Raw genomic sequence first — 12867 nt, forward strand, 5'->3', positions numbered from 1 at the left:
GCGGATATCAAGGCAATGCAGGGTGCGCCGTGCGCACCGATGCGCAGCGGCGGCGGTGCGCACGGCGCACCCTGCGGGAGTCAGCCGCGGGACGCTTCCAGCGCCTGGCCGAGGTCGGCGAGGATGTCGTCGATGTGCTCGATGCCGATCGACAGGCGCACCAGGTCGCGGGACACGCCGGCGCGGGCCAGTTCCTCGTCGTTGAGCTGGCGGTGGGTGGTCGAGGCCGGATGGCAGGCCAGCGACTTGGCGTCGCCGATGTTGACCAGGCGCACCACCAGCTTGAGGGCGTCGATGAAGCGCGCCGCCGCCTCGATGCCGCCCTGGATGCCGAACGACATGATCGAGGCCGGCTGGCCGCCCATGTAGCGCTGCGCCAGTTGGTGCTCGGGGTGATCGACCAGGCCGGCGTACTTCACCCAGCTGACCTGCGGGTGCTGCTGCAGGAACTCGGCGACCTTGCGCGCGTTCTCGCAGTGGCGCTCCATGCGCAGCGGCAGGGTCTCCAGGCCCTGGAGGATCAGGAAGGCGTTGAACGGCGACAGCGCGGCGCCCATGTTGCGCAGCGGCACCACGCGGCAGCGGCCGATGAACGCGGCGGGGCCGAAGGCCTCGGTGTAGGTCACGCCGTGGTAGGAGGCGTCCGGGGTGTTGAGCAGCGGGAAGCGTTCCTTGTTGTCGGCCCAGGGGAACTTGCCGGAGTCGACCACGATGCCGCCGATGCTGGTGCCGTGGCCGCCGATGTACTTGGTCAGCGAGTGCACCACGATGTCGGCGCCGTGCTCGAACGGCCGGCACAGCACCGGCGTGGCCACGGTGTTGTCGACGATCAGCGGCACGCCGTGGCGGTGCGCGGCCTGCGCGAGGGCTTCGAGGTCGACGATGTTGCCCGCCGGGTTGCCGATCGACTCGCAGAACACCGCCTTGGTGTTGGCGTCGATCAGCGCTTCCAGCGCGGCGATGTCGTCGTGCGGAGCGAAGCGCACCTCGATGCCCTGGCGCGGCAGGGTGTGGGCGAACAGGTTGTAGGTGCCGCCGTACAGCTTGGCCACCGAGACGATGTTGTCGCCGACCCCGGCGATGGTCTGGATCGCGTAGGTGATCGCCGCCATGCCCGAGGCCACCGCCAGCGCCGCCACGCCGCCCTCCAGCGCCGCCACGCGCTTCTCCAGCACGTCGGTGGTGGGGTTCATGATCCGCGTGTAGATGTTGCCGGCGACCTTGAGGTCGAACAGGTCGGCGCCGTGCTGGGTGTCGTCGAAGGCGTAGGAGGTGGTCTGGTAGATCGGCACCGCCACCGCCTTGGTGGTCGGGTCGGGGCTGTAGCCGGCGTGGATGGCCAGGGTTTCCGCTTTCATGCACACATTCCTTCGAGACAGGGAAAAGTGTGCAGCATGCCGAGCGGGCTGTGCCATGGTCAATGCCACCATGCGCGATGGGGGCATTGGCCCGGGCGGTCAGACCGGGGTCAGCGGCCAGACCAGCGGCAGCACGGCGGTGGCGACCAGCCACAGCAGCAGGTTGAGCGGGATGCCGACCTTCATGAAGTCGCTGAAGCGGTAGCCGCCGGCGTTGTAGACGAAGGTGTTGGTCTGGTAGCCGATCGGCGTGGCGAAGCTGGCGCTGGCGGCGAACATCACCGCGGCGACGAAGGCACGCGGGTCGACGCCCAGGTGCTGGGCCATGCCGATGGCGATCGGGGTGACCAGCACCGCCACCGCGTTGTTGGACAGCACCTCGGTGAGGATCGAGGTGAACAGGTAGATGAACGACAGCAGCAGCAGCGGCCCGGCCCAGGGCAGCAGGTCCATCACGTTCTCGACGATCAGCCGGACCAGGCCGACCTTGTCCATGGCGATGCTGATCGCCAGCATGCCGAAGATCAGGCTGAGGATCTTCCAGTCCACCGCCTTGTAGGCGTCCTCGACGTCCAGGCAGCGGGTGGCCAGCACCACCACCGCGCCGATGATCGCCAGCCCCTCGATCGGCATCACGCCGAAGGCGGCCAGCAGCATCACCGCGGCGGTGACCAGGATGGCGATCGGCGCCTTGTCGCGGCGGTAGGCGCGTTCCTGCACGGCGTTGAGGCTGATCAGCTCGCCGTTGTCGGCGAAGCGCTTGATCTGCGAAGGGGTGCCCTCGACCAGCATCACGTCGCCGAACTGCAGCTGGAAGTCGTCGAGGTTGCCCTGCACGTTCTCGTCCTGGCGGTGCACGGCCAGCACGTTGATGCCGTAGCGCGCGCCGAGGTCGAGATCGCGCATCGGCCGGTGGCTGTAGCGCGAATTGCGCCCGACGATGGCCTCGGCGAGGATCACGTCATGGCTGCTGACCGTCTCGAAGGCGTCGCCGCGGTTGAAGGCGAGGTGGCCGCTCTCGCGCAGGTCGACCACGTCCCTGACCTGGCCGTGCAGCACCAGCAGGTCGCCGGCCTGCAGCACGAAGTCGTGGTGGGGGCGGCTGATCTGCTGCGCGTCGCGGCTCACCTGCAGCACCTGCAGGCCGCTGCCGCCGTTGAGGTTGGCCTCGTTGATGGTCTTGCCGATCACCGGCGAGTCGTGCGGCACCAGCAGCTCGCTCATGAAGGTGCGGTCGAGGTCCGGGCGCAGCTGGCGCGACAGGCTCTCGCGCGCCGGCAGCAGGCGCTTGCCGATGGTCAGCATGTACAGCATGCCGGCGGCGGCGAAGGCCAGGCCGGCGGCGGTGATCTCGAACATGCCGAACGGCGCCAGGCCGAGCTTGCGCGCTACGCCGTCGACCAGGATGTTGGTCGAGGTGCCGATCATGGTCAGGGTGCCGCCGAGGATGGTGGCGTAGGACAGCGGGATCAGCAGCTTGGAGGGCAGGGTGCCGGAGCGCTTGGCCAGGGCGATGGCCACCGGAGTGAGGATGGCCACCACCGGGGTGTTGTTGAGGAAGGCGGAGATCGCCAGGGCGGTGACGGTCAGGCCGAGCATCACCCGCGTCGGGCTGCTGCCGACCAGCTCGCCCAGCCAGTTGCCGAGGGCGTCGATGCAGCCGGTGCGCTCCAGCGCCGCGGAGATGACGAACATGCAGGCGATGGTCACCGGCGCCGAGTTGGACAGCACGCCGAGCACTTCCCTGGGCTCCAGCAGGCCGGCGACCAGCAGGGCGGCGACGCCGATGGCGGCGACGATGTCCGGGCTCCACTTCTCGCGGACGAAGGCATACAGCACCCAGACCAGCAGGGCGGCGACGAACCAGAGCGACAGCGAGTCCGGGAGCATGGACATCCTTGGGGCGAATCTCGGGTGAGGTATCGGCCCGGCGTCGGTGGCGCGGGCGGCCTCCAACGATAGGAAGGTTTGTTTAGACGGTCAAAGAATGATTTATAAGGTTTATATGTATTTTTTCTATAAAAAGCGCGCCGGGGACGCCTGCGCCGCCTGGCGGCAGCGCTGAGTCTGTCGGCGTCCGTTCACGACGAGCAACTGATCTCCAGATGCTTGCCCCACTCCGGCGGGCGTTCGGCGTAGCGCTCCATCCCCGGCTGTTCGGCGAACGGTCGCGCCAGCACCGCGTGCAGCTCGCGCACCAGGCTGTAGTCGCCCCGCTCGGCGGCCTCGATGGCCTGCTGGGCCAGGTAGTTGCGCAGCACGTAGCGCGGATTGACCGCGTGCATCCGCGCGCATCGCGCGGCCTGGTCGTCGCTGCCTTCGCGGGCCAGGCGGGCGAGCAGGTCGGCGCCCCAGGCGTCGAAGCCGGCCAGATCGACGAAGTCCGTGCGCAGGACGCGCAGGGCTTCGGCGGCCGGCGCATCGCCCAGGCGGCGGAAGAACAGCGGGTAGTCCACGCCGCCCATCTGCATCAGCGCCAGCAGGCGCTGCACCAGGGCCTCGTCGCCGTCCTCGGCCGTGCGCAGGCCGAGGCGCAGACGCATGCGCTGCAGCCAGGCGGCCTGGTAGCGCGGCAGGAAGCGGCCGAGCGCTTCGCGCAGCTCGTCCACCGCCACCAGCGGAGTCAGCGCCTGGCCCAGCGCGGAGAGGTTCCAGTGGGCGATCGGCACCTGGTTCTCGAAGCTGTAGCGCCCGCCGCTGTCGGAGTGGTTGCACACGTGGCGGGCGTCGAAGTCGTCGAGGAAGGCGTAGGGACCGTAGTCGAAGGTCAGGCCGAGCAGCGACATGTTGTCGGTGTTCATCACCCCGTGGCAGAAGCCGTAGGCCTGCCACAGGGCGATCAGCTCGGCGGTGCGCTCGACCACCTGGCCGAACATGGCGGCGAACGGCTGCTCCTGCGCGCGGCACTCGGCGAAGTGGCAGTCCAGGGCGTGCTCGGCGAGCTGGCGCAGGGCGTCGTGCTGGCGGGTGTAGTAGAAGAACTCGAAGTGGCCGAAGCGCAGGTGGCTGGGCGACAGGCGCAGCAGCGTGGCGGCGGTCTCGGCGCGCTCGCGCCATACCGGGGTGTCGGAGGCCACCACGCACAGCGCGCGGGTGGTGGGGATGCCCAGCGCGGCCAGGTGTTCGCTGGCGAGGAATTCGCGGATCGAGCTGCGCAGCACCGCGCGGCCGTCGCCCATGCGTGAGTAGGGGGTGTAGCCGGCACCCTTGAGATGCAGGTCCCAGTGCTCGCCGGCGGCGTTGACCACCTCGCCGAGCAGCAGGCCGCGGCCGTCGCCGAGCTGCGGGTTGTACATGCCGAACTGGTGGCCGGAGTAGACCATCGCCCGCGGCTCGGCGCTGCTCCACAGCTGCTGTCCGGCGCACAGCGCGACGAACTCCGCCCGTGCGCTCTCGGCCGGATCGAGGTCGAGCAGCGCCATGGCCGCCGGGCTGGCCACCACCAGGCGCGGCTGCTCGATCGGCTGCGGCGCCACGGCGGTGGAGAAGGTGTCGCCCAGGCGGGCGAAGCGGTTGTCGAATTCGAGCTGGTCGAGAGTGGTCACGGCGGCCTCCGGCAATTCCCGAGCATTGTGCTGGGAATTGCCGGAGGCCGTCCAGTCACTCCCGGTTCGCGCGCTCGGCAGGCTTGACGCTGGCGGCGGGCGGCAGCGGCTGGCCGCTGACCACCTGCAGCTGCTGGCCCTGCAGGTTCTTCAGGAAGACGTCGAGCTGGCGAAAGGCGATGTCGATGTCGTGCTCGCGGAACAGCCGCTCGATCTCGCGGTTGATCTCGTCGATCGCCGCGTTGCGGTCGCCCAGTTCGCGCACGTGGATGCGCAGCTCGTGGTCGAGGGTGCTCTCGTTGAAGGTGAGGAACAGCACGGTCGGCTCCGGCTCCTTGAGCACCCGCGGGTTGTCGCGGGCGATCTGCAGCAGCAGGCGGCGCACCAGCTCGAGGTCGGAGCCGTAGGCGACGCCGATCTTGATGGTGACGCGGGTGACCGTGTCGCTCAGCGACCAGTTGATCAACTGGCTGGTGATGAAGGTCTTGTTGGGGACGATGATTTCCTTGCGGTCGAAGTCGACGATGGTGGTGGCGCGGATGCGGATCTTGCTCACCGAGCCTGACAGGTTGCCGATGGTCACCACGTCGCCGATGCGTACCGGGCGCTCGAACAGGATGATCAGGCCGGAGATGAAGTTGGCGAAGATCTCCTGCATGCCGAAGCCGATGCCCACCGACAGCGCCGCGACCAGCCACTGCAGCTTGTCCCAGCTCAGGCCCATGGTCGACAGGGTGCTGACCAGGCCGAAGGCGACGATGGCGTAGGACAGCAGGGTGGTGGTGGCGTAGGCGCTGCCCTGGGCCAGGTTGAGGCGCGACAGCACCAGCATTTCCAGCAGACCCGGCAGGTTGCGCGCCAGCGCCAGGGTGATGGCCAGGATCACCCCGGCGCCGATGAGATCGCCCAGGCTGATCGGCACGCGCACGGCGGTGTCGCCACTGCCGCTGGTGTACTGGTAGAGGGTCACGCTGTCGAGGTAGGTGAACACCGCCAGCAGGTCGGCCCAGACGAAGTAGAAGATGCCGACGAAGCCGAGCAGCAGGCCCAGGCGCACCAGGCGCAGGGATTGCTGGTTGACCTGCTCCAGCGCCAGGGTCGGCTCCTCGATCAGCTCGCCGCCGTCGGCGCCCTCGCGCGGCGCGGCCTGGCGGCGCGCCTGGGCGCGCTGCAGGGCCAGGCGGCGGGCGGCGACGTCGAGGCCGTGCAGCACCGCCGACTGCACCACCGTCCAGATGGCGATGATGTACAGGCTGTCGAGCAGGCGGCCGGTGAGCTTGAGTGCGGTGTAGTAGTAGCCGAAGCCGACCAGCACCACGTGGGCCAGCGGCAGGCCGACCAGCAGCAGCGCGGCGACGAAGTGCAGCACCCGCGAGCCGAAGAACGGCGGCTGGCTGAGCATGATGCGCAGCAGGATCCAGCTCATCAGCAGGAAGCCGCTGAGGACGATGAAGATGCCCAGCACGTCGTCGGCCAGGCCGGACAGCTGGCGCTCGGCGATGCTCACCACCAGGACCATCGGCATCACCACCAGGCCCAGCTGGCGTACCTGGCGGTACAGGCTCTGCACCCGCGCCGAATCCCAGCCGAAATGCCGCTCGACCACGCTGCCGCGGGCCAGCAGGCGGTAGCTGACGCCGAACACCAGCATGGCCTGGGACAGCTTGAGCAGCGACTCGCCAAAGATGGTGGTGCCGGCCTGCGGGTCGCGGATCAGCACCACGCCGCAGGCGGCGACGATCAGCGGCAGTGGCAGCACCAGCAGGAAGTGGCAGAGCACCGCCAGCGGGGTGAGCGTCTGCCGGTAGCGGCGCAGCTGGGAGAGTTCGTCGTCGATGTGCGCCAGCTGGCGGCGCAGCCAGGGGCGGCCGCCGATCAGCGCGGCGAGCAGCACCACCAGCGGCAGGAACAGCAGCGGCTGGCCGATCAGGCCGTGACCGATGACGGTGGCGCTGTCGCGGATCGGCAGAGCCTCGAGCTGGCGCTGCAGGCGGCCGGGCACTTCCTTGAACCAGTCCAGATCGAGCGGCTTGTTGCTGGCGATCCAGAACATCTGCTCGTCGAGGGTGCGGCTGAGGCTGGCGCTGGTGGCCAGCAGCTCCTTCTGGTTGAGCTGCAGGGTGATGGCCTGGGTCAGCAGGTTGCCCAGCTCGGTGTTGAGGCGGTCGAGCAGCTCCAGGCGCGCGCGGGCCAACTGTTCCAGCTGGCTGCGCAGCTCGGGGCTGACGCTCTCGCTCGGCTGGCTGGCGAGCAGGTTGGCGACGTACTGGGTCGGATTGACGATCTCGGCGCGGCGCTGGTTCAGCTCGAACTGGTACAGGCGCAGGTCGGCGATCTCGTTGGCGAGGTTCTTGTCCGCGCTGACCTTGGGCAGGGCGTTCTTCTGCTGGTAGAGGATACGGGTCAGCAGCAGGCTGCCCTTGAGCACGGCGATCTGCTCGTCGAGGGCCTGCTCGGCCTGCTTCAGGCCGTCGAGCTGCTGCTTGGTCTCGATGTTCTTGCGGATCAGCGCGTTGGCCCGGTCGGTGGACTTGAGCAGGTAGTCGCTGAGCGCCAGGTTGAGGTCGGCCTGGGTGGCCAGCAGGCTGCCGCCCTGGTTGCCCTGGCTCTCGCGCGACAGCTGGGCCACGGTTTCCGCCGATTCCTCGCGGCGCTTCTCGTTGAGGCTGTTCTGCAGGGCGAGGATTTCCGCCTCGAGCAGGGTGGTGCGCTGGCTCAGCAGGGCGCGCTGGCTGGCGCTGAGATCCTGCAGGGCGGTGGTGCCGGCCAGCTCCTGGCGGCGCAGCTGGGAGACCGCCTCCAGGGCGGCCAGCTCGCTCTGCAGCATGGCCTGCTGCTCGGCGCCGAGCGGCTGGTTGTTGTCCTTGCCGTCCTTGAGGATGTCGCGGATGACCTGGGCGCGCGCCTGGTTGGCGCTGATCTCCGACTGGGCGCGCTCGGGACGGGTCTGCGCGTTGATCAGCGCATTGGTGGCCTGGGCCAGCTGGGTCTGGCTGTCGCTGAGCTGGGTCAGGCGCTCGGCGAGCAGGCCTTCCAGCTGGGCGACGGGCAGGCCGGCGTAGCGCTTGGCCAGTTGCTCGGCGGGCACCGGCACCAGCTGCTTGAGTTCGCGCTGGGCCTCCTGGGTCTGCCTGGGGGCGGCGGCCAGCTGCTGCTTGAGCCGGTTCAGCTCGTCGCTGCTGCTCTGCAGCGTCTGCAGGTTGGCGAGGGTCTTCTGCAGGGTGTCCTGCAGGGCCTTGTGCTCGGCCTCCGGCAGCTTGCGGCCTTCGAGGCCGTCGAGCTGCTTCTGCACCGCGGTGGCGCTGGGCAGGTTACCGGCGGCGCCGGCGAGGGGGGCGAGCAGCACGAGGCCGAGGAACAGGGAAACCAGAAACGAACGGTACTGGAACATCATAAGCGCGAGGGTTTCGGTTGGGGGATCGGCAAGCCTACTGGCGCAGCGCCGCCGCGACAAGGCAGCCGGTCCGGAAATGGCCATGCCCGACGACCGGGCACTCAGAACATCAGGGTCGGCCCGGCGCCGCCGGCGGGCAGCTTGAGGCCGACCTTGCGGATGCGGTTGCCTTCCATCTGCGCCACCGTCCAGGTGCGCCCGGCCCATTCGACCTGGTCGCCGACCACCGGTTCGCCGCCGATCAGGTGGGCGATGAACGGGCCGAGCTGCTGGGCGGGGTCGGTGCCGTCCAGCCTGAGGCCGTAGAGCGCCGCCACCGGTCCCAGCTCGGCGTCGCCCTCGAGGACGAAGTCGCCGAAGAAGCGCAGGTCCTGGCCGCGCTTGGGCGCCTCGCTGAACAGTTTGCCGAGTGCCGGCAGGTCCTTCTCGTGGCCGATCACGCAGAGGATGTCGCCGGCCTCCAGGCGGGTGCTGCCGCTGGGGTGGAGCAGTTCGCGGCCGCGGAACAGTGCAGCGATGCGCGTGCCATCGGGCATCTTCAGTTCGCGCAGCGGGGCGCCGACGCACCAGCGGTCGGCGCGCAGCTTGTAGACGAACAGCTCCCACTGGCTGGTGGGGTGGATCTGCAGGCCGGCGCGGGAGATCGGCGCCGGTTGCGGCGGTACCTCGACGCGGGTCTTGCGCGCCGCCCAGCCGAGGGTGCCGCCCTGCAGCACCAGCGACACCAGCACGATGAAGAACGCCACGTTGAAGAACAGCTGGGCATTGGGCAGGCCGGCGACCAGCGGGAATACCGCGAGGATCACCGGCACCGCGCCGCGCAGGCCGATCCAGGAGATGAACAGGCGCTCGCGGAAGTGGAAGGCGCGGAACGGCAGCAGGCCGACGAACACCGCCAGCGGGCGGGCGAACAGGATCATCCACAGCGACAGGGCCAGTGCCGGCACGGCGATCGGCAGCAGCTCGCTGGGGGTGAGCAGCAGGCCGAGGATCAGGAACATGCCGATCTGGCTGAGCCAGGCCAGGCCGTCGAACATGTGCAGGATGCCGTGGCGGTTGCGGATCGGCCGGTTGCCGAGCAGCAGGCCGCAGCTGTAGACGGTCAGGATGCCGCTGCCGCCGATCTCGCCGGACAGGGCGTAGAGCATGACGCCGCCGCTGACCGCCAGCAGCGGATACAGGCCGTCGGCTACCGACAGGCGATTGACCAGCTGCAGCAGCAGCCAGCCGCCGCCCAGGCCGAGGAGGATGCCGATGCCGAACTGCTGGATCAGGCTGATCAGCACGTCGGAGGCGGTCAGGCTCTGCCCGGAGGCGAGGACGCCGATCAGGGTCACGGTGAGGAACATCGCCATCGGGTCGTTGCTGCCCGACTCGATCTCCAGGGTCGGCCCGACCCGCTCGTTGAGGCCCTTGCCGTTGAGCAGGTTGAACACCACGGCGGCGTCGGTGGAGCCGACGATGGCGCCGATCAGCATGCCTTCCAGCAGCTTGAGGTCGAACAGCCAGGCGGCGGCCAGGCCGGTCAGCCCGGAGGTGATCACCACGCCGAGGGTGGCCAGCGACATGGCCGGCCACAGCGCCACGCGGAAGGTGGCCACCCGGGTGCGCATGCCACCGTCGAGGAGGATCATCGCCAGCGCCAGGTTGCTGACCGTATAGGCCAGCGAATAGTCGTTGAACACGATGCCGCCGATGCCGTCGACCCCGGCGACCATGCCCACGGCGAGGAAGATCACCAGCACCGGGATGCCGATGCGCGCCGAGAACGAGCTGACCAGGATGCTGACGCCGACCAGCAGTGCGCCGATGAAGAACAGGCTGTTGACGGCGGCGGTATCCACGGCAGGCTCCGAAGCGGGTTGACGGGCAGGCAGAAATCATGCACTGGGCGTGCCAAGGGATTCTAACCCGTTGATTTGGCGCATGGTCGGAAAAATATCGGGTTTTTGCGTCAGGCCGGCGATCGTTGCGCAGGGGCTGTGCCGCTCGTGCGGGGCGCGCCTGCGCCGGGCGGGGGCAACTGGTAAACTCGCCGCCACTCCCGACCCACCTCTCAGCGCTGGCCGCCGTGCGCGACCGGCCACTCGCGGATTCGCCGATGAACTACCGTCACGCCTTCCACGCCGGCAACCATGCCGACGTGCTCAAGCACGCCGTCCTCTGCCGCCTGCTCGCCCTGCTGGCACGCAAGGACAAGCCCTTCGCCTACCTCGACAGCCACGCCGGCGTCGGCCTCTACGACCTGGCCGGCGAACAGGCCGGCAAGACCGGCGAGTGGCTGCAGGGCATCGCCCGCCTGTGGGGGCGCGACGACCTGCCGGCGCTGCTCGACGACTACTGCGCGACCATCGCCGCGCTCAACCCGGACACCGGGCTGCGCTACTACCCCGGCTCGCCGGAGATCGCCCGCCGGCTGACCCGCGCCCAGGATCGCGTGCTGCTCAACGAGAAGCACCCCGAGGACGGTCGCCTGCTCAAGGACAACATGGCCGGCGACCGCCGGGTCACCGTGCACCTGGGCGAGGGCTGGCTCCTGGCCAAGGCACTGCTGCCGGTGGCGGAGAAGCGCGCGCTGCTGCTGATCGACCCGCCGTTCGAGCAGGCCGACGAGCTGGAGCGCTGCGTCGAGTCGCTGAACACCGCCATCGCGCGGATGCGCCAGGCGGTGGTGGCGATCTGGTATCCGATCAAGGATGCGCGCCAGCTCAGGCGCTTCTACCAGGACCTCTCGAAGAGCGGTGCGCCCAAGCTGCTGCGCGCCGAGCTGTGGGTGCACCCCACCGACAACCCGGCCGGTCTCAACGGCTCCGGCCTGGTCATCGCCAACCCGCCGTGGCCGCTGGAGGACGAGCTGCGCGAGCTGCTGCCGTATCTGGCGACGCAACTGGCGCAGAGCCAGGGCGGCTGGCGGCTGGACTGGCTGATCGAGGAGAAGGCCGGCGGCTGAGTTGGTTGGCGCTCGGTGAGGCGGGTGTCCGCCCGTAGGGTGCGCCGTGCGCACCTGCGGTGTCGTGGTGCGCACGGCGCACCCCTACGATGCCGCTGTCCGGCGTGGGCATGCATCGCGGGCCGGACGCGGAGCGTCCAGGGCTCCGGCTCCCACGCTGGAGCGTGGGAGCCATCGAGATATCCTTATTCGGGCAGGCACACCCCGGTGCCGCGCAGGCCGCAGTAGCCGCCGGGGTTCTTCGCCAGGTACTGCTGGTGGTAGGCCTCGGCGTAGTAGAACGGCACCTCGGCGCGGATCTCGGTGGTGATTGGCCCGAAGCCGGCGCGGGCCAGTTCGGCGGCGAAGGCCTCGGCGCTGGCGCGCGCCTCGGCCAGTTGCTCCGCCGTGCTGCAGTAGATCGCCGAGCGGTACTGGGTGCCGACGTCGTTGCCCTGGCGCATGCCCTGGGTCGGGTCGTGGGCCTCCCAGAACGCCTTGAGCAGGGCCTTGAGGCTGGTCTGGCGCGGATCGTAGAGCACGCGCACCACCTCGGTATGCCCGGTCAGCCCGGAGCAGACTTCCTCGTAGGTCGGGTTGGGGGTATGGCCGCCGGCATAGCCCGCCGCGGTCACCCACACTCCCGGCTGCTGCCACAGGCGCCGCTCGGCGCCCCAGAAGCAGCCGAGGCCGAACTGCACCTCCTCCAGCCCGTCGGGGAACGGCGGCAGCAGCGGATTGCCGTTGACATGGTGCCGCTCGGGCACCGGCATGGCGCTGGCGCGCCCGGGCAGCGCCTGCTCGGCACTGGGCAGGGCGAGCTTGTGGGCGAGAATCTGGGAACGCAGGGGCATGGCTGCCTCCTCGGCAAGGCGGTGAGTCGTTCGTCTAACTTGCCCGCCTGCGCCTCTGCCTGCAACCCTTGGCGGGCCGTCGGCGACCTTTGTCCGTCCTGTCACATCCTGTTAATACTGGCAGGCCGCCGGGCTGTGCGCCGAACATGCGTGCGGATTAAGCTGGCGGCATTTTTCACGTGAACCAAGGGTAACCATCATGCACACAGGATTCATGCAGCGGCTGCGTCGCGGCCTGTTGCTGGCCCTGCTCGGCGCCGCGCTGCCGGCCGGCGCCGCCGCGGAGGCCACCGGCAACGACGACAGCCAGCACGAGCAGGGCAGCGAGACTTCCGGCAATCAGGTCAGCCAGCTGGATGGCGCCGAGCAGGCGCGCTACCTGGCCGAACTCAAGCACCTCTATCCGCGCCAGGCGCCGCGCAAGGCGCTGCTGGAGCACTGCAACCGCCTGCTGGAAAGCTACGCGCTGCGCAGCGGCTATCGGGTCGGCGAGGCGCGCCGCGACGATCTGCTCTACCAGCTGAGCCTCCTCGGTGATGGCAGCCTCAACGTGCGCGAGGAAATCCGCAGCGCCGACGGCAGTCGGGTCGAGGTGCGCAACCATCCGGTGGCGCTGTTCGGCGTCGATCCGTTCGTGCGCTACGAGTGCCCGAACCGCGGGCCCTCCTGCCAGGTGCTCAACCCGCAGGACGGCTCGCCGCTGCTGACCCTGGTGCGCGACCACGCCGGGGTGGCCGAGCTGGCCAAGGCGATGAGCTTCCTGATCCGTGATCTGCAGAAGGGCTGA

8 protein-coding genes are annotated in these 12867 nt (G+C 69.3%); 2 read left to right on the top strand and 6 right to left on the bottom strand.

Annotated features, from left to right (window positions below):
* Window positions 1–80: 80 nt before the first annotated feature.
* The 5 genes from SK095_RS18420 to SK095_RS18440 form a co-directional block, all read right to left on the bottom strand.
* Window positions 81–1358, bottom strand: coding sequence for a bifunctional O-acetylhomoserine aminocarboxypropyltransferase/cysteine synthase (locus tag SK095_RS18420; protein WP_320547093.1), 1278 nt, complete (start codon window positions 1356–1358; stop codon window positions 81–83).
* 99 nt (window positions 1359–1457) lie between these two features.
* On the bottom strand, window positions 1458–3248 hold the full coding sequence (locus tag SK095_RS18425; RefSeq protein WP_320547094.1) for an SLC13 family permease: 1791 nt from the start codon (window positions 3246–3248) through the stop codon (window positions 1458–1460).
* Window positions 3249–3439: 191 nt separating this feature from the next.
* Entirely contained in the window at window positions 3440–4903 is a 1464-nt protein-coding gene (gene selO / locus SK095_RS18430) for a protein adenylyltransferase SelO (protein WP_320547095.1), read from the bottom strand.
* A 55-nt stretch (window positions 4904–4958) separates the two neighbouring features.
* Complete coding sequence (gene mscK / locus SK095_RS18435; protein WP_414153896.1) at window positions 4959–8294, bottom strand: mechanosensitive channel MscK; 3336 nt, start codon at window positions 8292–8294, stop codon at window positions 4959–4961.
* A 104-nt stretch (window positions 8295–8398) separates the two neighbouring features.
* On the bottom strand, window positions 8399–10141 hold the full coding sequence (locus SK095_RS18440; RefSeq protein WP_320547097.1) for a potassium/proton antiporter: 1743 nt from the start codon (window positions 10139–10141) through the stop codon (window positions 8399–8401).
* A gap of 257 nt (window positions 10142–10398) precedes the next feature.
* On the opposite strand from SK095_RS18440, the gene SK095_RS18445 reads away from it, so the two are divergent.
* The gene (locus SK095_RS18445; protein WP_320547098.1) at window positions 10399–11247 is read left to right on the top strand and encodes a 23S rRNA (adenine(2030)-N(6))-methyltransferase RlmJ; all 849 of its coding nucleotides are present in this window, start codon (window positions 10399–10401) and stop codon (window positions 11245–11247) included.
* A 185-nt stretch (window positions 11248–11432) separates the two neighbouring features.
* Here the strand turns inward: SK095_RS18445 and msrA are convergent, their stop codons facing one another.
* Window positions 11433–12080, bottom strand: a complete 648-nt coding sequence (msrA, locus tag SK095_RS18450; protein ID WP_136491587.1) for a peptide-methionine (S)-S-oxide reductase MsrA — start codon at window positions 12078–12080, stop codon at window positions 11433–11435.
* Window positions 12081–12279: 199 nt separating this feature from the next.
* Here msrA and SK095_RS18455 point away from each other — a divergent pair, with 199 nt between their 5' ends.
* Complete coding sequence (locus SK095_RS18455; RefSeq protein WP_256659204.1) at window positions 12280–12867, top strand: hypothetical protein; 588 nt, start codon at window positions 12280–12282, stop codon at window positions 12865–12867.

It is taken from the genome of Pseudomonas sp. AN-1 (assembly GCF_034057115.1).
In the GTDB taxonomy this organism is placed as follows: domain Bacteria; phylum Pseudomonadota; class Gammaproteobacteria; order Pseudomonadales; family Pseudomonadaceae; genus Geopseudomonas.